This is a genomic window from Rothia koreensis (assembly GCF_052232265.1).
Lineage (GTDB): Bacteria > Actinomycetota > Actinomycetes > Actinomycetales > Micrococcaceae > Rothia > Rothia koreensis.
On the sequence record NZ_CP197643.1, the window covers coordinates 2239509 to 2258850 of the forward strand.

The following is a 19342-nucleotide window of genomic DNA, read 5'->3' on the forward strand; positions in this document are numbered from 1 at the left end:
CGTCCGAAACAATTCGGATACAGCCGGGCAACGTCGCCTGCCTACCGTGAGCAACAGAAAGCGTGAGGGCGTCCACAGTCATGAGGCGTCCGGCGTGATTGCATTGAGCAAATCTAGAGGAGTACTCCGACCATGTTCGAAAATGCCCAGGAAGTGCTGGACTACATCGAGAACGAGGACGTCGTCTTCATCGACATCCGGTTCACCGATCTTCCCGGTGTCCAGCAGCACTTCAATCTTCCGGCCAAGTCCATCGACGATGACTTCTTCGTCAACGGGCAGCTCTTCGACGGGTCGTCGATCCGGGGCTTCCAGGGAATCGCAGAGTCCGATATGCAGCTCATACCGGACCCCAAATCGGCTTTCGTGGATCCTTTCCGCCTCGAAAAGACCATTGTTCTCACGTGTTCGATCGTGAATCCCCGAACCGGGGACCCGTACCACCGCGATCCCCGCGGTGTGGCGGAACGAGCCGAGGCCTACCTGAATTCCACGGGCATCGCGGACGTCGCCAATTTCGCGTCCGAGGCCGAGTTCTTCATCTTCGAGGACGTCCGCTACCAGGTCTCCCCCGAGCACACGTTCTACCGTGTCGATTCCGATGAGGCCCCCTGGAACTCCGGCCGCAAGGAAGAAGGCGGCAACCAGGGCAACAAGACGCAGGTCAAGGGCGGTTACTTCCCGGTCGCGCCGCAGGACAAGCAGGCCGATCTGCGCGACGCCATCTCGGTTACCCTGGACGAGGTCGGTCTCGAGGTCGAGCGCGCCCACCACGAGGTCGGGGCCGCCGGTCAGGCCGAAATCAATTACAAGTACAACACCATGACCCTGGCGGCCGATGATCTGCTGAAGTTCAAGTACATCGTCAAGAACGTCGCGGATGCGTACGGAAAGTCGGCGACGTTCATGCCGAAGCCCGTATTCGGCGACAACGGCTCGGGCATGCACTGCCACCAGTCGCTCTGGAAGGGCGGCGAGCCCTTGTTCTTCGACGAGCGCGGCTACGCCAATCTCTCCGACCTCGCCCGCTGGTACATCGGTGGACTGCTGGAGCACTCGTCCTCGGTTCTTGCCTTCACCAACCCGACCGTGAACTCGTACAAGCGGCTGGTCAAGGGGTACGAGGCGCCGGTCAATATGGTGTACTCCCAGGGCAATCGCTCGGCCGGTATCCGTATTCCGATCACTGGGTCCAACCCGAAGGCGAAGCGCCTCGAGTTCCGCGCCCCGGACCCGTCCTGCAACCCGTACCTGGCCTTCTCGGCTCAGCTCATGGCAGGCCTGGACGGCATCCGCAACCGCATCGAGCCGCCGGAGCCGATCGACAAGGACCTGTACGAGCTCCCGCCGGAGGAAGCCAAGGACATCAAGACGGCGCCCGCCAGCCTCGACGAGGCCTTGCGAGCACTCGAGGAGGATCACGAATTCCTTCTGGCCGGGGATGTCTTCACCGAGGACCTGATCCAGACGTGGATCGAGTACAAGCGTGAGAACGAGCTCGAGCCGCTCTCGCTGGTTCCGCACCCGTTGGAGTTCCAGCTGTACTACGGGGTTTAACCCTTAAAGAGGCTTGGATGCCTGGTATTTCGGGGGTAGAGCGATTCGCTCTACCCCCGATTTCTGTCCATTGCCCCCCCCCCGACCAGAGGGTCAGTCCGGTCAGACCGATCGTGGTGGCTCCAGCTCTGAGCCCGAAAGGTAGACCATGGTGTACTGCCTTTCCTCCTCGCCCCGAATATCGTGGGCACCATGACGACATACCACGAAGGTTTGAACCACAACTCCCACGACGTCGACGACGCAGGTCGCCGCCCCGTCGCCGTCCACGGCGGCACTGGTCTCGGTACAGCGAGTCTGGTGCTCGGGATCTGCTCGATCGCGGCCGGATGGCTGGTGGTGGCACCGTTGATCGGCCTGGTTCTGGGCATGAAATCTCGGCAACGGGAGCCGCTGGCGCGGGGCAGGTCGCTGTGGGGCATCATTCTCAACGGAGCGTGCCTGGCAGTGTGGATCGTGCTGGGCATCATCATGCTCGCAGGCATCATCCTTGGAGCCGTCAACAGATAGGCAGACCGCCGCCGAGACGTCCGTCGGCAGAGCCGCCCGGCTTCTGGACGTCCCGGCCGCTACTCCATGTGGCCGTAGAACAGCTTCTCGACGACGGACCGGGCTCGACGAGTGAGCCTGAGGTAGTCCTCCTCAAGATTCGCGGCATTCCCGGACCCGTATCCGCTCCAACGGGCGGTTGCCTCCAAATCCTTGCGGGACGACGGAAGCGAATCCGACGCGCGGCCGTGCCGCAGCACGTTGGCCCCTCGAATACGAGTCGCGAGTCTCCAGGCGGATTCCAGAATGGCGGCATCCTCGGCGTCGACGATGCCGACGTCCACCGCGGCCTGGAGAGCACGGAGCGTGCTGGTCGTCTTGAGCTCAGGATGTTCATGGGCGTGTTCGAGCTGAATGACCTGGACCAACCACTCGACGTCGCTGAGACCACCGCGCCCGAGCTTGACCTGCCGGTCGGGATCGGCCCCTCGGGGCATACGTTCCGCCTCGACTCGAGCTTTCATGCGTCTGATCTGCCGCAACTGGTCCTCGGAGAAGTTCGCCGGATACCTGTACGGATCGATCAGCCTGATGAATTTGTCGGCGACCTCGGCCGACCCAGCCAGCGGGCGCGCGCGCAGCAACGCCTGGTATTCCCAGGTATCTGCCCACCGCGCGTAGTACTCGGCGTAGGAATCCAAGGTTCGGACCATCGGACCGGATTTTCCCTCCGGTCGAAGGTCGGCGTCGATTTCCAGTGCCTTCTCCGCCCGGATGGCGGGTTTCATGGGGATCTTCAACAGTTGCGTCGTGCGGCTGATCAGCGCGTTCGCCTGCGCCACCGCTTGGCCCTCATCAGCACCTTCTCGCGGCTGGTGCACGTACATGACGTCCGCATCCGAACCGTAGCCGATCTCGGCACCTCCCTGACGCCCCATGCCGATCACGGCGACGTCGGTCAGGACCTCCTCGCCCTTCTCCTGGTAGAGCTCCCGTTCGGCGGTGTGCAGGGCCCCCAGGATGGTTGCCTGGTCGGCGTCGGAGAGTCCCTTCATGACGTCGTCCAGGTCGGTCACGCCGGCGGTCTCCCCCAGCGCCGTCCTCAGGATCTCCCGACGGCGGATGAGCCGGATCATCCGGATCGCGGACATGGCATCGGAGTGCCTGGATATCTTGGATCTGATTTCGGCCCAGAGCGTCTCGAAGGTTTCCGGTCGGAGCCTCTCGTCCCGGTCCAACCAGGAAATCGACTCGGGCTCGTCCTCCAGGAGGTCCATGACGAACCTGGACGACGAGAGGACCGCGCACAGGCGCTCGGCGGCCGCCGGCGAGTCCCGAAGCATTCGCAGGTACCACTGGGTCTGGCCGAGCGACTCGGAGACACGACGAAAGCCCAACAGCCCGGCGTCGGGATCGACCCCCTGTGCGAACCAGCCGAGGAGCACCGGCAGAATCGTTCTCTGGATCTCGGCGCGGCGCGAAAGCCCCTTGGTCATGGCCTCGATGTGGCGCATCGCTCCCTTGGGATCCAGGTAGCCCAACGCCGCCAGACGATCCTGGGCCGCCTCCGGGGTCAGCGCGACTTCGTCCGCCGACAGCTTGGACACGGCGGCCAGGAGCGGGCGGAAGAACAACCGTTCGTGGAGTCCCCGCACGGTCCGTTGGGATCGCCGCCGCTGTTTGAGGAGGTCCTCCGGCGTGACCCTCGCCCTGTCGCCCAGCCCTCGCATTCCGCGAGCGACGGCCGCCTGTTCGCTCTCCTTGACCGGCATCAAATGGGTGCGCCGCAGACGCAACAATTGCACCCGGTGTTCGAGAGTGCGCTGCCAGCGGTATTCGTGGTCGAGGCTGCTCGATGCGTCTCTGCCCACGTAGGAGCGGTCTCTCAGTGCGGCGAGCGCTTGCGTCGTCGAGCGTTCACGCACGCAGTCGTCGGTTCGGCCGTGGACCAGCTGCAGAAGCTGGACCGTGAATTCGACGTCGCGGAGCCCGCCCGGGCCCAGTTTGATCTGGCGATCGCGTTCGTCGTCGGGGATATTGTCCGTGACCCGGTGGCGCATGGACTGGACCGAGTCCACAAAGTGGGGTCGGCCGGAGGCGTCCCAGACGAACGGCCAGATCGCCTCGATGTACTCTTCTCCCAGAGGCCGGGACCCGGCCACGGGCCTGGCCTTGAGGAGCGCCTGGAATTCCCAGTTCTCGGCCCACCGCTCGTAGTAGACGCGGTGGGATTGGACGGTCCTGACCAGTGGGCCGTCCTTGCCTTCCGGGCGAAGGTTCGGGTCGACTTCCCACAACCCCGGCTCCGGTCCGACGCCGTGGACCACTTTCGTCATGGCCTTGACCAGTTCGGTGCCGATCCTGCCCATGGCTCGTTCGTCCGGCTCGTCGAGGTCACCGCGAACCTCGACCGGTGCGGGACCGACGGCGTAGACGACGTCGACGTCCGAAATGTAATTGAGTTCTCGGGCGCCGCATTTGCCCATGGCGATGACGGCCAGGTCCACCGAGGCGGTGGCCGGTTCCTCCTCGGAGACCTCTGCTCGCGCCACCGCGAGAGCGGCGTCGAGCGCGGCACCCGCCAGATCGGCGAGGGCCGCACCGACCTTGGGCAGATCCTCCACCGGGTCGTCCGACATGAGGTCTGCCAAGGCTATTCGCGTCAGATGCTCACGATACGAGGTCCGTACGGCCAGTTTGGCGTCGTCGCCGGTCATCGTGGCGACGGGCTGCGGGGACGCGGCGTCCGCGCCGACCGCCCCGAGCAGTTTGTCGCGGTACTCGTCGGCCAGGTCGGTATCCGAGGGGTCAGGCAGGGGGCGCGGTTCCCCGTCGAAAAGACGCAGGTGTTCCGGGTGTCGCATGAGGAACTCGCCGAGCGCTTCGGAGGCCCCCAGGACCCTGAACAGGCCCGCTGCCTCACGGCCTCGTTCTACGTATTTCCGCAGCTCGGGAGAATCCGTGAGCATGCGGACAATGGCTTTGAGCGCCAGGTCCGGTGACGGGCTCAGGGTGAGCCCGTCGAAGAGCGCCGCCTTGTCGATGCCCTCCAACTCGGGCGAATCCAACCACCGGTTGGCACCGCCGAGATCGCTGAACCCGACGGCGGCCAGGCGTCTCTTGGCCTCGGGCCCGGCGTGGTCCTTGCTGCTTTCCTGGGCCACCATGTCGTTACAGGAGACCCAGGTTGTACTTCAGCTCGTACGGGGTCACTTCCATGCGGTACGCCGTCCAGTCGTCCTGCTTGTTGCGCAAGAACTGGTTGAACACCTGCTCCCCCAACGTCTCGGCCATGAATTCCGAGTCCTCGGTCAGGCGGATGGCGTCATGCAGGGAAGAGGGCAACGGATCGTGCCCCAGGCTGCGCCGCTCGGTTGCCGACATCGACGCGACGTCCTCCGCTTCGGCCTCCGGCAATTCGTACTCGTTCTCGATGCCCTTGAGGCCGGCGGCGAGCAACACGGCGTAGGCCAGGTAGGGATTGGCCGCCGAGTCGATGCCACGGTATTCGATGCGGGCCGACTGCATCTTGTTGGGCTTGTACAGCGGCACTCGGACGAGCGCGGAACGGTTGTTGTGGCCCCAGGACAAGTAGCTCGGCGCCTCGCCGCCGCCCCAGAGCCGCTTGTACGAGTTCACGAACTGGTTCGTGACCGAGGTGAATTCCGGTGCGTGCTTCAGGATGCCGGCGATGAAGTGACGTGCGGTGCGGGACAGCTGATACTCGGCTCCCGCTTCGAAGAACGCGTTGGTGTCCCCTTCGAAGAGGGAGAAGTGCGTGTGCATGCCGGACCCGGGGAATTCGGTGAACGGCTTGGGCATGAAGGTCGCGTAGATGCCCTGCGAAAAGGCGACTTCCTTGATCACCGAACGGAACGTCATGATGTTGTCGGCCGTCTGAAGGGCGTCCGCATGGCGGAGATCGATCTCGTTCTGGCCCGGTCCGCCTTCGTGATGGCTGAACTCCACGGAGATCCCGACGGCCTCGAGCATCGTGACGGCCCGGCGTCGGAAATCCTGGACGACGCCGCCGTACACGTGGTCGAAATACCCCTCACGATCGACCGGGACGGGGCTGCCCTCGGCGTTCAGCTCGGCCGACTTCAACAGGTAGAACTCGACCTCGGGAGCCGTGTAGCAGGTGAAACCCATGTCGCCGGCCTTGGACAGGATGCGCTTGAGCACTCCGCGGGAGTCCGCCGACGAAGGCTCCCCGTCCGGGGTAAGGATGTCGCAGAACATGCGCGAGGTCGGTTCGGTCTCGCCTCTCCACGGAAGCAGCTGGAACGTGGACGGGTCGGGTTGGAGGAGCATGTCGGATTCGTGGACACGGGAGAGGCCCTCAATGGATGAGCCGTCGAAGCCCAGCCCTTCCTCGAAAACCGTCTCGACCTCGGCGGGCGCCAAGGCGACGGATTTCAGCGTGCCGACGACGTCGGTGAACCACATGCGGACGAACCGAACGTCTCTTTCCTCGATCGTCCGGAGAACGAATTCCTGCTGACGGTCCATGACACTCCTCCGTGGTCGATGTGCCGGGTTGGCGGTCTGGTTCCAACTCTATCCGAGACGCGACCTCGGCCCCGCGTAGACTGGTCACCATGGCTTCGTACCTCCAGGACCCCCAGCAGAACACTCCCGACGACGACGATTGGCTCGGCTCCGTGCGCAGGATCCGAACCATGCACCTGCAGCGGTGCAAGGACCGAGACCAGCGCTTCTCCATGCTGACGTGCTACGACGCCCTGACGGCAGGGATCTTCGACGAGGCCGGGATCGAGGTTCTCCTGATCGGCGATTCCGCGGGCAATACCGTCTACGGGTACGAGTCCACGGTCCCTGTGACGCTGGATGAACTGATCCCCCTGACCCGAGCCGTGTCAGGGGCAGCTCAGCGGGCCATGGTTCTCGTTGATCTGCCGTTCGGCAGCTACGAGCAGTCCCCCGCCCAGGCTGTAGCCAGCTCGGTCCGCCTCATGAAGGAAGGCGGAGCCCACGGCGTCAAGATGGAAGGCGGCGCCTACTACGCCGACCATGTCCGCGCCATGGTTCAAGCCGGCATCCCCGTGATGGCGCACATCGGGTTCACCCCGCAATCCACGAATTCATTGGGCGGCTTCCGCGTCCAGGGCAGAGATGACGCCGCCACCGCGCTCCTCGAGGACGCTCGTGCCCTGGCGCAAGCGGGCGCCTTCGCCGTGCTCATGGAGATGACGGCCAGCCCCGCCGTGGAAACTGTCACGTCCGAGATCACCGTGCCGACGGTCGGTATCGGTGCGGGCGCCTCGACCACGGGTCAGGTTCTCGTGTGGCAGGACATGGTGGGGCTCACCCCTGGGAAGGCACCGCGTTTCGTCAAGAAGTACGCCGACCTGCGCTCGGTCATCGCCGAGGCAGCGGGGTCATACAGAAAAGACGTGCTCAAGGGCAGTTTCCCAGCCCCGGAGCACGTCTTCGACGAGTGAGTAGTTGCTCACGCTCTGATCAGGAGTCGCCTCTCCAGCGAGCGTCTTCCTCGTCCCACTTCTCGTTGCGCTCCTGCGCGGTCTCCAAGGCGTTCTCCGCGTCCTTGCGGGTCGCGTAGGGGCCCAACAGCTTGCGGTAGTCCGACTGCGCGCCCTCCTCGACCTGATGCGTGTAGGTGTTGAACCAGAACTGCCGGTCTTCCTCGCCCTCAGTGCTGTCGATGATGCCCATCCCATGACCTCCTCGTCGACGAAATTGTCCTAGAGTTGACTATATGTCCCGTACCAATACTTCCACGACATCCCACAATGTGCCCACGGGCAAGGGCGGCGCTCCTCTGGGCAATCTGACGCCCGGCGTCGTCGGTCCGACCCGGAAGGTCCCCCGGACCATCGAGCGTCCCGAGTACGTCGGCAAGGCGACCGCGCAGGAGGGCCAGGGCTCGAATTTCTACACCCCGGAAGAAGTCGAGCTGATCCGTGAGTCTGGGCGGATTGCCGCCGGATCGATCGTTGCCGCGGAAGAGTACTGCGTCCCCGGGCGGACCACGGAGGAGATCGACCGCGTCGTCCACGAGTACATGTGCGACCACGGGGCCTATCCCTCGACTCTCGGCTACAGAAATTTCTGGAAGTCGGTCTGCACGTCCCTCAACGAGGTGATCTGCCACGGGATCCCCGATTCCACGGTCCTCGAGGACGGGGACATCATCAATCTCGACGTCACGGCGTACAAGAACGGGATGCACGGGGACACCAACCGAACGCTGTTGGTCGGCGACGTCGACGAAGAATCCCGTTTGCTGGTCGAGCGGACCGAGGAATCCCTCAACAGGGCCATGAAGGCCGTGAAGCCCGGCCGCGAGATCAACGTGATCGGGCGCGTCATCGAAAAATACGCGTCCCGTTTCGGATACGGAGTGGTCCGTGACTTCACCGGGCACGGGGTCGGTCGGGAATTCCATTCGGGCCTGATCATCCCCCACTACGACGCCGCTCCGGCCTACAACACCGTGATCGAGGAGGGCATGGTCTTCACCATCGAGCCCATGCTGAACCTGGGCACCGTCGATTGGGAGATGTGGGACGACGACTGGACCGTCGTGACCAAGGATCGCAAGCGGAGCGCCCAGTTCGAGCACACCATGCTCGTGACCGCCGACGGCGTCGACGTCCTGACCCTCCCGTAGTTCGCCCGAGACACACAGAACACCCTCTAGGAGCCTCATGCCTCATTCTTCGCCGGACCGCCCCGAGGTCGCAGTACAGCAGGATCTCAGCGCCGGTCACGAGCTGCCCCAGCCCAAACCGCACGAACTGGCCATCGGCGTCGACATCGGCGGAACCGGAATCAAGGGTGGCGTGGTGGATCTGCGCAACGGTTCGCTGGTCGGCGAACGGTACCGGATCGACACCCCGAGTCCCGCGACTCCGGACAATGTGCTCCCCGTCGTGCGCGACATCGTGGAAGAGCTCCAGTCTCGCGAGACCGTCCCTGTGGCCGAGAGCGCCATCGGTGTGGACTTCCCTGCGATCGTCAAGAATGGCGTCACCTGGTCCGCCGCCAACGTGGACGAGTCCTGGATCGGGGCCGAGCTGCGGAATCTCGCCGAGGAGCATCTGGGAAGAACCGTCTACGCCGTCAACGACGCCGACGCCGCCGGGCTCGCCGAGGGGATCTACGGACAAGGGCGGGACAACGACGGCCTGATCATGGTCATCACGCTGGGCACCGGCATTGGCTCCGCGATCGTCCACAACGGCGTCCTGGTTCCGAATTCCGAGCTGGGCCACCTGGAGATCGACGGCTACGACGCCGAGTCCCGCGCTTCCGTGAGGGCCCGCGAACGCGAAGACCTGTCTTGGAAAGAATACGGCGCACGGTTGCACACCTATTTCTCCCGCGTCGAGGCCCTGTTCTCCCCTGATCTGTTCGTGATCGGTGGCGGCGTGTCGAAGAAGCCGGAAAAGTTCATGCCGTATCTGGAGGACATCCGGACCCCGATGGTTCCCGCCGCGCTGCGCAACAACGCCGGAATCGTCGGTGCGGCGCTGTGGGCTGCGGGCCAGCCAGGAGAACGCGAGCATCACGACCAGGACCTGCGCGGCTGACCCGCTCTGCCGGGGTCACCTGCCGGTCCCACCACGAGGCACGAGAACGGGCCAGGTCGAAGACCTGGCCCGTTGCCCGTTGAAGTGAAGCGCCGGTACCTGACGGCTTCCCCTCCGCAAGTACCGGCGACTGATTCCTATCTAACCACACTCTGTCCTCGAGGTCTAGAGCAGAGTTGGCTGATCCGGATCTTCCGGTTCCTGGGGAGGCTTGGCGGGCGACGTCCGGCCGCGCTTCTGCGAGGCCGTCCTGGGTTTCTTCTGGGTTCCCTCGACCTTGTTCCCGGCCTCGGCGCGTGCAGATCCGTCGGACTCGTCCGATCCGGTGGCCGCCCCGGCGACCCCGGTCGCGGAACTCGTCGGGTCGTCGTCTGACTGGGTCATCGCCGCGGCAGGCCTCTCGGATCCCTCGCGCAGGTTCTCGATGGCCCTCTCGAAGTCCGACAGACCGTCGAAGGCCTGATAGACACTCGCGAACCGAAGATAGGCGACCTCGTCGAGGCGCTGGAGAGGATTCAGAATCGCCAGGCCGACGTCGTTCGCGTCGATCTCGGCCAGCCCTTGGGCGCGAATGGATTCCTCGACTTCCTGGGCGAGCAGAGCCAGATCGTCCTCGCTGACCGGACGACCCTGGCAGGCCTTGCGCACCCCGGAAATGATTTTGGCGCGTTTGAAAGGTTCCGTGGCCCCCGAACGTTTGATCACGTTCACGGAGGTCGTCTCCAGGGTCGAGAAGCGACGTCCGCACGAGGAGCACTGTCGGCGACGCCGGATCGACGAACCGTCGTCGGCGACCCGCGAGTCGACAACGCGCGAGTCGGGATGGCGGCAATACGGACAATGCATATCAGGAGTCCCCTTCGGTGTCGGATTCCTTGGTTCGGGCCGCAACGGCCGCCCCGTGGGCCGGGAGATTTTCTGCGCGGGACAGGGCCTCGACGGCCGGGCCCACGTGTTCGAGGGCCTCCGCGGAGTAGTCGATGATCTGCACGGCCTTCATGAACGACGTCGTGCAGAGCCCACTGCTGTACCTCGCGGAACCACCCGTGGGCAACACGTGGTTGGAACCCGCGGCGTAGTCACCCAGCGGGACCGGGCTGTAGGGGCCCAGGAAAATCGCGCCGGCGTTCCTCATCCTCGCGGCCACATCACCCGGGTTCTCCGTCTGGATCTCGAGATGCTCGGGTGCGTAGGCATTGGCGACGTCGATGCTCTGGTCCAGGGAATCGGTCAGGATCACCCCGGATTGCGGACCGGTCAGGGCCGTCTCGACCCTTTCGCGGTGCTTGGTGCGGTTGACCCGCTCTGCGAGCGCCAGGGCAACTCGATCCGCCAGGTCTTCGGAATCGGTGATGAGCAAGGACCCTGCGTGAGGGTCGTGTTCGGCCTGGGACAAGAGGTCGGCCGCCACGTAGTCCGGGTTCGCGTGCTGATCCGCGATGACGGCGATCTCCGTGGTGCCCGCTTCGCCGTCGACGCCCACCAGAGATCGCAGTTGCCGCTTGGCCATCGCGACGAAGATATTGCCCGGTCCTGTCATCGTGTCCACCGGTTCGAGGGTTTCGGAGTCGTCGAATCCGTAGGCCATGGCCCCCAAGGCTTGGGCGCCTCCGATGGCCCAGACCTCGTCGATGCCCAACAAGCCGGCGGCGGCCAACGTGGTCGGGTGCGGCAGCCCGCCGAATTCCTTTTGCGGCGGCGTGCTCAGGACCACCGACTCGACGCCGGCCGCCTGGGCCGGAACCGCGTTCATGATCACGGAGGACGGGTACACGGCCAGGCCGCCCGGGACGTACAGTCCCACGCGCCGGACGGGAGTCCACCGGTGTGTCAGGCGCGCGCCGGGGGCCACCTCGAGGTGTGCGTCGTCCGGTCTTTGGGCCGCGGCGAAGGCCCGCGTCCGTTCGATGGCGGTCTCGAGTCCGTCGCGCACCGCGGGATCGAGCTCTTCGACGGCCCGATCGATCGCGTCCTGAGGCACCCGGAGATCCGCCTGCTCGACGCCGTCGAACCTGGCCGCGAGCTCTCGCAGGGCGGCGGATCCGCGGGACTTGACGTCGGCGAGAATCGAGGCCACGGAGTCCTCCGCCGAGGAGACGAACTCGCTCGTCTGACGGGGCACGATCGACCTCAACCGGGCCTCGCTCGGCCGCTGTCCTCGAAGGTCGAGAACGCGCATCGACGGGGGCTGGACGGGTCTCGGTTCTGTAGTAGTCACCCCTCCAGCTTATCGCCCGTCGCCGTCACGCATGGCCCGGAGGGTTCACACACCGACTTCGACGGCCGGCGACGATGACTTCTCCAAGCACGAGGACCCGAAAAGGACTTTCAGGTCTCCGTACAGCGCCGGATTCGGATTCACCCTCAGCCTCGGCGAGAGGCGCATCAGAACATCCTTCGTCCTGCAGGTCAGGTTGATGCGCACCTCGGCGTCGCCCCGATGATTCAGCAGGATCGTCTCGAGTTCGCGCAGGTTCTGCTCGGTCGCACGGTGCTCCGGGAGCGTGAGGATGATCGGCCCCTTCTGCCCGTCGGCGTCGATGTCGGGGACCTTGAGCTCCATGGCGGTGATGGTGACGCTTCCGTCGTCGCGGCGTTGCAGGCGTCCCTTGATCGTGCAGATCAGGTCCTCGGAGAGCACGCCCGAAATCGGGGTGTAGACCTTCCCGAAGAACATGACTTCCATCGAACCGGTCCGGTCCTCCAGCTCGACCCGCGCGTAGGCATTGCCGCTGGTCTTGGCCACCTTGCGCTGGACCGAGGTGATCATGCCGGCAATCGTGACGATCGAGCCGTCCGGTTTGCCGTCCTCGTCCAGAAGCGACTGCACGGAGGAATCGGAGAGCTGGCCCAGCGTGTCGTCGAGGCCTCTCAAGGGATGGTCGGAGACATACAGCCCGAGCATTTCCCGCTCGAAATTCAGTTTGTCCCGGCGCTCCCATTCGGGAACATCGGGAATCGCCACGGAGAGATCCGTGGTGGGATCCTCTTCTTCCGCCCCGAATCCGCCGAACAGGTCGAATTGGCCGGCGGCCTCCTGGCGCTTGACCGAGACCGTGGAATCGATGGCTTCCTCATGGATCAGTGACAGCGCACGACGCCGGTGCCCCAAGTCGTCGAAGGCACCCGCCTTGATCAACGACTCGATGGTCCGCTTGTTGCAGCACACCGCCGGGACCTTCTTGAGGAAGTCGTGGAAGGAGGCGAATTTTCCTTTCTCCTCCCTGGTCTCCACGAGTGCGGAGACCACGTTGGCGCCGACGTTGCGCACCGCTCCCATACCGAAACGGATGTCGTCCCCCACTGGCGTGAAGTTCAGGGCCGACTCGTTGACGTCCGGAGGCAGCACGGTGATGCCCATGCGCCGGCACTCGTTGAGGTAGAGAGCGAGCTTGTCCTTGTCGTCCCCCACCGACGTGAGCAACGCGGCCATGTATTCCTGCGGATAGTGGGCCTTGAGGTACGCGGTCCAGTAGGAGACCAGCCCGTAGGCGGCCGTGTGGGCCTTGTTGAAGGCGTAGTCGGAGAAGGGCAGGAGAATGTCCCACAACGCCTTGATGGCCTCTTCGGAGTAGCCGTTGTCCAACATGCCCTGGTGGAACGTCACGTACTGGCGGTCCAGTTCGGCCTTCTTCTTCTTGCCCATGGCTCGGCGGAGAATGTCTGCCTCACCGAGGGAGTAGCCGGCGACCTTCTGCGCGATGGCCATGACCTGTTCCTGGTAGACGATCAGGCCGTAGGTCGTATCCAGAATCTCGGCGAGCGGCTCCTCGAGCTCCGCGTGAATCGGCGAAACCTCCTGGAGCCCGTTCTTGCGCAACGCGTAATTCGTGTGCGAGTTCGCACCCATGGGTCCGGGGCGGTAGAGGGCCAACACGGCCGAGATGTGCTCGAAGTGATCCGGCTGCATGAGCTTGAGCAGCTGCCGCATGGGGCCGCCGTCGAGCTGGAAGACGCCGAGGGTGTCGCCGCGAGCCAGGAGGCGGTACGACTCGGCGTCGTCGGTCTCCAGACTTTCGAGGTCCAGCGAGAAATCTCGGTTGGCCTGAATGTTCTCGATCGCATCCGAAATGATCGTCAGGTTCCTCAGGCCGAGGAAGTCCATCTTGATCAGGCCGAGGCCCTCGCAGGTCGGATAGTCGAACTGCGTGATGACCTGGCCGTCCTGCTCGCGACGCATGATCGGGATGACGTCGATGATGTCGTGGCTGGACATGATGACGCCGGCCGCGTGCACTCCCCACTGGCGTTTGAGGCCCTCCAGCCCCTCGGCAGTCTCGAAAACCTTCTTGGAGTCCTCGTCCGAGGACAGGAGCTCCCGCAGCTCCTCGGCCTCACCGTAGCGCGGGGCTTCCTTGTTGTAGACGTCCTGCAGGGAGATGCCTTTCCCCATGACGTCCGGCGGCATGGCCTTGGTCAAGCGCTCCCCCATGGAGAACGGGTAGCCCAGCACGCGGGACGAGTCCTTGAGGGCCTGCTTGGCCTTGATGGTCCCGTAGGTCACGATCTGTGCGACCTTGTCCTCGCCGTATTTCTCGGTCACGTAATGAATGACCTCGGACCGGCGGCGGTCGTCGAAGTCGACGTCGAAGTCGGGCATCGAGACACGATCCGGGTTGAGGAACCGCTCGAAGATGAGGTCGTGTTCGAGGGGATTGAGCTCGGTGATGCGCATCGCGTACGCGACCATCGAGCCAGCGCCGGATCCGCGGCCCGGACCGACCCGGATCCCGTTGTTCTTGGCCCAGTTGATGAAGTCCGCCACCACCAGGAAGTAGCCCGGGAAGCCCATCTGGGTGATGATCCCGACCTCGTACTCGGCCTGCTTGCGCACCTGGTCCGGGACGCCGTCCGGGAAACGGTAGTGCAGCCCGTTCTCGACCTCCTTGACGAACCACGATTCCTCGTTCTCACCGGGAGGGCACGGGAAATTGGGCATGTAGTTCGCGCTCGTGTCGAACTCGACGTTGCAACGCTCGGCAATCTCCAGGGTGTTGTCACAGGCCTCAGGAAAATCCCGGAAGAGTTCCCGCATTTCCGCGGCTGACTTGAGGTAGAACTCGTCCGCGTCGAACTTGAATCGCTTGGGATCCTGGATCGTCGCGCCGGATTGGACGCAGAGCAGGGCCGCATGGGCCTTGGCGTCCTCGGCGTGCGTGTAGTGCAGGTCGTTGGTGGCGACCAGCGGGAGCTCAAGATCCTTGGCCAGGCGCAACAGGTCGCTGGTGACCTGCTTCTCGATGCCCAGACCGTGGTCCATCAGCTCGCAGTAGTAGTTCTCTTTGCCGAAGATGTCCCGGAATTCCGCGGCGGCTTCGCGTGCTTCCTTGTACTGCCCCAGGCGGAGTCGGGTCTGCACCTCGCCCGACGGGCATCCCGTGGTGGCAATCAGCCCGTCCGAATAGAGGTTCAGGAGTTCGCGGTCCATGCGGGGCTTGTACAGCTGCCCTTCCAGCGACGCTCTCGAAGACGCCCTGAACAGGTTGTGCATCCCGTTGGTGGTCTCCGCGAGCAGGGTCATGTGCGTGTAAGCACCACCGCCGGAGACGTCGTTGCGGCCACCGTCGGCAAACTTCACGCGGGTACGGTCCTGCCGAGCGGTCCCGGGAGTCACGTATGCTTCGACACCGATGATGGGCTTGATGCCGGCGTTGCGGGCCTTGTTCCAGAAATCGAACGCGCCGAACAGGAACCCGTGGTCGGTCGTGGCCATGGAGTCCATGCCCAGTTCGTGGGCGTGTTCGAACAGGTCGTCGAGACGCGCCGCGCCGTCGAGCATCGAATACTCGGTGTGGACGTGGAGGTGGGTAAAGCCTTTGGATTTTGCCGCGGAAGTCACTGAACCATTTTAGGACTTCCAGGTGCCCAGGGCATCCCCGGACCTCATCGACTCGAGGGCAAACCGCAGGTCAGGCGAGTATTGGCTCTCGAATTCGGTGTACCGACCCGTGCCGGGGTGTTGGAAGCCGAGTCGGTGGGCGTGCAGCCACTGACGTGTCAGGCCGAGCCTCGCAGCAAGTCTCGGGTCGGCCCCGTACGTCAGGTCCCCGCAGCACGGGTGGTTGAGGGCCGAGAAGTGCACGCGGATTTGATGTGTTCTGCCGGTCTCCAGGTGAACCTCCGCCAGGGAGGCAGGCCCGAACGCCTCAATGACCTCGTAATGCGTCACGGCGGAGCGGCCGTCGTCGACCACCGCGAACTTCCACTCGTGACCAGGGTGGCGGCCGATCGGTGCGTCAATGGTTCCCTGGAGGGGTTCCGGGATGCCCTGAACCAGCGTGTGATAGACCTTCGTGACGGTCCGTTCCTTGAAGGCACGTTTGAGCAGGGCATAGGAGTTCTCGTTCTTGGCCACGACCATGAGGCCCGAGGTTCCGACGTCCAACCGGTGCACGATCCCCTGCCGTTCGCCGGCTCCGGAGGTGGTGATGGCGACTCCCGCAGCGGACAGGGCACCCAGGACGGTCGGGCCGTGCCAGCCGGGCGACGGGTGGGCGGCCACGCCCGACGGCTTGTCCACCACCACCATGTCCGAATCCTCATGGATGATGCGGAAGCCGTCGACGCTCTCCGGAACAATCCGGACCTTGTCCGCCGGGTCCGGCACATCAGCCGCAACCACGGCTCCCTCGCTGACCTTGAGCGACTTGGCGACCTTGACCGCCCGCCCCCGTTCGGTCACCGTGACCCGGCCGTCCGCGCACCACGACGCCGCCGCGGAGCGGGACTGGTTCGTGCGATCCGCGAGGAAGGCATCCAGTCGGGCACCGGCATCCTCGGAGGACACCGTCCATTCGTGCTGTCCCACGACGTATTCGCTCACGAGGCGCCTCCTTCGGTCTCGACGTCCGCGGTATCATCCTGGCGCCCCTCGAGGGGAATCCCCCGGAGCACGAGTATGGCAATCACGGCAATGCTCACACAAATACACGCATCGGCCACGTTGAAAATCGCATAGTGCGGCACCGACACGAAATCCACCACGTGTCCCCTGCCGAATCCGGGCTCCCGGAACAGCCGATCGGTGAGGTTGCCCAGAACACCCGACAAGAGCCCGAACAGGGCCAGTATCCATCCTCGGGTGCCCGCGCGCGGCAGGTAGTAGAGAACAATCACGGCGACCACGGCCATAATGATCGTGAAGACCCACGTCACCGACTCGCCCATCGAGAATGCGGCGCCGGGGTTGCGGATGAAACGCCACCACAGGAGACCGTCCACCACCGGTATCGCTTGTCCCTCGACCATGTGAGTCACCACGGCCAGTTTGGACAGCTGGTCCCCGAGGTAGAGGACCACCAGGAGCACCAACCCGGCCATTCGGTAGGCACAACGACGCCCGGTGGTCGCATTTCGTGCGGCTGCTTCGCTCACGCTTGCTCGTACTCCTGACGCTGCTCTCGAAGGGATCATGGTGCCCGATCCGGCAACGGGGCCAGCAGAGAAACTCTGCTGGCCCCGTCAATGCTGGTCACGCGCTGTGCGGACTGTCGGCTCAGCGGGCCTCGGTCGGCTCCACGCGGGGCGACTGTTCCAGATCCGAGAGCTTGCCTTCCAAGTAGGCCTTCAGATCGCGACGGTACTTGGTCTCGAAACTGCGCAGGGTCTCGACGTCGGTCTCCAGGTTGGTCTTGGACTCCTCGAGGGAGGCCAGAATCTCGGAGCGCTTGGCCTCGGCCTCGCTCAGTATGGAGTTGGCCGTGGTCTGGCCTTCTTCGATGAGGCGTGCCTTCTCGGACTCGCCCTGCGACACGTAGTCGTCGTGCAGTCGCTGGGCCATCGCGATGACGGCGGCGGCGGAGGCGGCGGACTCGGTCGACTGTCCTTGGACTGCGTTCTGCCCGGTGGCATCGGAGGTCTGGACGCCGGCCGAGGAAGCGGAGTTCGCACCCGAAACCGAGGAATCGGTCGATGCAGACTCATCCTTCTCGGCAGCGGCCGGGACCTGCTCGTTGCTGGGGTGGATTTCCGAATCGAGGTTCTCCGGTTCGACGTCGGAGCTCGAGTCCGACTCGACGTTCAAGGCTGCCACGGAGGCGGCTTCGGCGCCCTGGGCGCCGGCCAAATCAGTGCCCTGCGAGCTCGAGGCGCTGCTGGCACCCTCGGCGGAGGCTCCACCGGCCGCGGGGTCAACACCCGATTCCTCGAGCTTTCCACGAAGCTCTTCGTTCTCCTTGTTGAGGCGGCGCAGTTCGTCGACGACCTCGTCCAGGAAGAGATCGACCTCTTCCTGGTCGTACCCCTCGCGGAATTTCGTGGGTTGGAAGGTCTTGTTGATGACCTGTTCCGGAGTCAATGCCATGAATAAACACCTCTTGTTTCGTCGATGCGGCGGCAGTCGCACCATAGGTCTGCGCGGGCAACCATCATCGGTAGAAGATTCCCGCAAGTCTGTGTCCTACGAGCCCAGGGCCAATGACGCGTGGCTCGTTCCTGCATCACATCTTAATGATTCACACGCGAGGCTATGAGAATTATCTGGGTATACGCTGAGCGCCGAATTCGGCGTCCGGCCCAGGCGCGCGGCCCGGCGACCGTCTACATGACCATGGAGCCCAGGGACGAACCAACGATGGCACGTACGATGCTCAACGCGATCAACAGGACCAGGAACCCCATGTCCAGGGAAACGGTCCCAATTCGCAGCGGCGGGATCCACTTGCGCATGAGCCTCATCGGAGGATCGGTGACGGTGTAGACCGATGAGGCGAACACCAGGGCGGCACCCTTCGGACGCCAGAAACGCGCGAAGGTCTGCACCCAGTCCAGGATCAGCCTGAACATCAGCACCAGGAACGCCAAGTAGAGGACGAAATCAATGATGGCCAGAGCCGAGATCACCTGGTTGCACCTTTCTCACGCCGGACGGATCGATAACTATCGGCCTTAGCTCTGGTTGAAGAGCGAGTCGTCCGTATCGGGAGCCGACGACGAAACATCTTCCGAAGCGAGGACCTCGAGATTCGCGGGGGTGAGCAGGAAGACCTGCTCCGTGACCCTCTCGATGCTTCCGTTCAGCGCGAATGTCAGGCCGGACGAGAAGTCGACCAGTCGCTTGGCCTCGGCCACATCCATGTCCGTGACGTTCATGATCACGGGGATGTTGTTCCGGAAAGATTCTCCGATCACCTTCGCATCGTTGTAGGAGCGAGGGTGAATGGTGGTGATACGTCGCAATTCGTTGTCGCTTTCGGTCTGTGCCGCGGCACGGTTGATCGGGGTCACGGGAGCGCGATAGTCATCGCGCACCTCGTCCCTGGCTGGTTCGGTGTCTCGACGAGCAGGAGCCGCGGAGCCTTCGGAGGACCGAACGGACGGGGCCGCCTCGCGGACCTCCCGCTCAGCAGCGGGTCGGCTCGCACCATTTCTCCGGTCCTCGGTTCTGACGGGTTCCGAGCGACGCGGTTCGGCCTCGGCCTCGGGTCGCGGCGCGACTGCGGTCGCGGCTCCCCCGGCGTCGGTCTTGCGCGGCGCTCGTTCCTCGTACTGGGCATAAGGCTGTGCCGCAGTTTCGGGCTCGGCCCGGCGCTGTTGGGACGCGGGTTGTTGCGACGCGGGCTGGGCCTCGTACCCGTCGTCGGCGAGGCCAAGAAAGACCATCGCCTGGCGCAGTGTTCCGGCCATGTGAACTCCTCGAGAATTGTTCGTTGAGACGGGCGCTACCCGCCAATGGCTCCATTATTCCCACCGACTTGGGCAATTGCAGTCGGCAACACGCC

General features: G+C 64.3%; 15 protein-coding genes and 1 pseudogene. 5 read left to right on the top strand and 11 right to left on the bottom strand.

From position 1 onward, the window contains the following. Positions 1–132 precede the first annotated feature (132 nt). Complete coding sequence (gene glnA, locus ACTSLZ_RS09970) at positions 133–1557, top strand: type I glutamate--ammonia ligase (protein WP_443094913.1); 1425 nt, start codon at positions 133–135, stop codon at positions 1555–1557. Between the two features lie 192 nt (positions 1558–1749). Continuing rightward, on the top strand, positions 1750–2067 hold the full coding sequence (locus ACTSLZ_RS09975; protein WP_321201047.1) for a hypothetical protein: 318 nt from the start codon (positions 1750–1752) through the stop codon (positions 2065–2067). A gap of 59 nt (positions 2068–2126) precedes the next feature. Here ACTSLZ_RS09975 and ACTSLZ_RS09980 read toward each other — a convergent pair whose 3' ends face one another. Both ACTSLZ_RS09980 and glnA (ACTSLZ_RS09985) read right to left on the bottom strand, forming a co-directional pair. Beyond that, positions 2127–5213: a bifunctional [glutamine synthetase] adenylyltransferase/[glutamine synthetase]-adenylyl-L-tyrosine phosphorylase gene (locus ACTSLZ_RS09980; protein WP_443094914.1), complete on the bottom strand. Its 3087-nt coding sequence runs from the start codon at positions 5211–5213 to the stop codon at positions 2127–2129. 4 nt (positions 5214–5217) lie between these two features. Next, positions 5218–6558 (bottom strand): type I glutamate--ammonia ligase, encoded by a 1341-nt coding sequence (gene glnA / locus ACTSLZ_RS09985; RefSeq protein ID WP_129315314.1) that lies wholly within the window; start codon positions 6556–6558, stop codon positions 5218–5220. Between the two features lie 170 nt (positions 6559–6728). Here glnA (ACTSLZ_RS09985) and panB point away from each other — a divergent pair, with 170 nt between their 5' ends. After that, entirely contained in the window at positions 6729–7511 is a 783-nt protein-coding gene (gene panB / locus ACTSLZ_RS09990; RefSeq protein ID WP_443096127.1) for a 3-methyl-2-oxobutanoate hydroxymethyltransferase, read from the top strand. A gap of 19 nt (positions 7512–7530) precedes the next feature. Here the strand turns inward: panB and ACTSLZ_RS09995 are convergent, their stop codons facing one another. After that, positions 7531–7743, bottom strand: coding sequence for an SPOR domain-containing protein (locus ACTSLZ_RS09995; RefSeq protein ID WP_129315316.1), 213 nt, complete (start codon positions 7741–7743; stop codon positions 7531–7533). A gap of 43 nt (positions 7744–7786) precedes the next feature. Here ACTSLZ_RS09995 and map point away from each other — a divergent pair, with 43 nt between their 5' ends. Together map and ppgK are read left to right on the top strand one after the other, a co-directional pair. Further along, positions 7787–8701, top strand: a complete 915-nt coding sequence (gene map / locus ACTSLZ_RS10000; protein ID WP_443094915.1) for a type I methionyl aminopeptidase — start codon at positions 7787–7789, stop codon at positions 8699–8701. A 37-nt stretch (positions 8702–8738) separates the two neighbouring features. Further along, positions 8739–9623, top strand: a complete 885-nt coding sequence (gene ppgK / locus ACTSLZ_RS10005; RefSeq protein WP_129315318.1) for a polyphosphate--glucose phosphotransferase — start codon at positions 8739–8741, stop codon at positions 9621–9623. 390 nt (positions 9624–10013) lie between these two features. Here ppgK and nrdR read toward each other — a convergent pair. The 8 genes and pseudogenes from nrdR to sepF form a co-directional block, all read right to left on the bottom strand. Continuing rightward, positions 10014–10469: pseudogene (gene nrdR / locus ACTSLZ_RS10010) on the bottom strand (transcriptional regulator NrdR); the annotation flags it as partial. 1 nt (position 10470) lies between these two features. Next, positions 10471–11802 carry a histidinol dehydrogenase gene (gene hisD / locus ACTSLZ_RS10015; protein WP_443096128.1) on the bottom strand — a complete coding sequence of 444 codons (1332 nt, stop codon included), beginning with the start codon at positions 11800–11802 and terminating at the stop codon, positions 10471–10473. 84 nt (positions 11803–11886) lie between these two features. Beyond that, positions 11887–15402 carry a DNA polymerase III subunit alpha gene (dnaE, locus tag ACTSLZ_RS10020; RefSeq protein ID WP_156265408.1) on the bottom strand — a complete coding sequence of 1172 codons (3516 nt, stop codon included), beginning with the start codon at positions 15400–15402 and terminating at the stop codon, positions 11887–11889. 69 nt (positions 15403–15471) lie between these two features. Further along, on the bottom strand, positions 15472–16446 hold the full coding sequence (locus ACTSLZ_RS10025; protein WP_397556023.1) for an RluA family pseudouridine synthase: 975 nt from the start codon (positions 16444–16446) through the stop codon (positions 15472–15474). Beyond that, positions 16443–16997, bottom strand: a complete 555-nt coding sequence (gene lspA, locus ACTSLZ_RS10030; protein WP_443094916.1) for a signal peptidase II — start codon at positions 16995–16997, stop codon at positions 16443–16445. The genes ACTSLZ_RS10025 and lspA overlap by 4 nt, the downstream gene beginning before the upstream one ends. A gap of 121 nt (positions 16998–17118) precedes the next feature. Beyond that, positions 17119–17925: a DivIVA domain-containing protein gene (locus ACTSLZ_RS10035; RefSeq protein ID WP_443094917.1), complete on the bottom strand. Its 807-nt coding sequence runs from the start codon at positions 17923–17925 to the stop codon at positions 17119–17121. Positions 17926–18161: 236 nt separating this feature from the next. Beyond that, a complete protein-coding gene (locus ACTSLZ_RS10040) occupies positions 18162–18464 on the bottom strand; it encodes a YggT family protein (protein ID WP_443094918.1) in 303 nt (100 codons plus the stop codon). A gap of 45 nt (positions 18465–18509) precedes the next feature. Further along, positions 18510–19247, bottom strand: coding sequence for a cell division protein SepF (gene sepF, locus ACTSLZ_RS10045; RefSeq protein ID WP_443094919.1), 738 nt, complete (start codon positions 19245–19247; stop codon positions 18510–18512). Between the last annotated feature and the right edge of the window lie 95 nt (positions 19248–19342).

Coding starts and splice junctions, on each gene's coding strand:
- glnA (WP_443094913.1), top strand. CDS start 133: ATGTTCGAAAATGCCCAGGAAGTGCTGGACTACATCGAGAACGAGGAC.
- ACTSLZ_RS10035 (WP_443094917.1), bottom strand. CDS start 17,925: ATGGCATTGACTCCGGAACAGGTCATCAACAAGACCTTCCAACCCACG.
- glnA (WP_129315314.1), bottom strand. CDS start 6,558: ATGGACCGTCAGCAGGAATTCGTTCTCCGGACGATCGAGGAAAGAGAC.
- dnaE (WP_156265408.1), bottom strand. CDS start 15,402: ATGCTCGACGGCGCGGCGCGTCTCGACGACCTGTTCGAACACGCCCAC.
- ppgK (WP_129315318.1), top strand. CDS start 8,739: ATGCCTCATTCTTCGCCGGACCGCCCCGAGGTCGCAGTACAGCAGGAT.
- ACTSLZ_RS09995 (WP_129315316.1), bottom strand. CDS start 7,743: ATGGGCATCATCGACAGCACTGAGGGCGAGGAAGACCGGCAGTTCTGG.
- sepF (WP_443094919.1), bottom strand. CDS start 19,247: ATGGCCGGAACACTGCGCCAGGCGATGGTCTTTCTTGGCCTCGCCGAC.
- hisD (WP_443096128.1), bottom strand. CDS start 11,802: ATGCGCGTTCTCGACCTTCGAGGACAGCGGCCGAGCGAGGCCCGGTTG.
- panB (WP_443096127.1), top strand. CDS start 6,729: ATGCACCTGCAGCGGTGCAAGGACCGAGACCAGCGCTTCTCCATGCTG.
- ACTSLZ_RS09980 (WP_443094914.1), bottom strand. CDS start 5,213: ATGGTGGCCCAGGAAAGCAGCAAGGACCACGCCGGGCCCGAGGCCAAG.
- ACTSLZ_RS09975 (WP_321201047.1), top strand. CDS start 1,750: ATGACGACATACCACGAAGGTTTGAACCACAACTCCCACGACGTCGAC.
- map (WP_443094915.1), top strand. CDS start 7,787: ATGTCCCGTACCAATACTTCCACGACATCCCACAATGTGCCCACGGGC.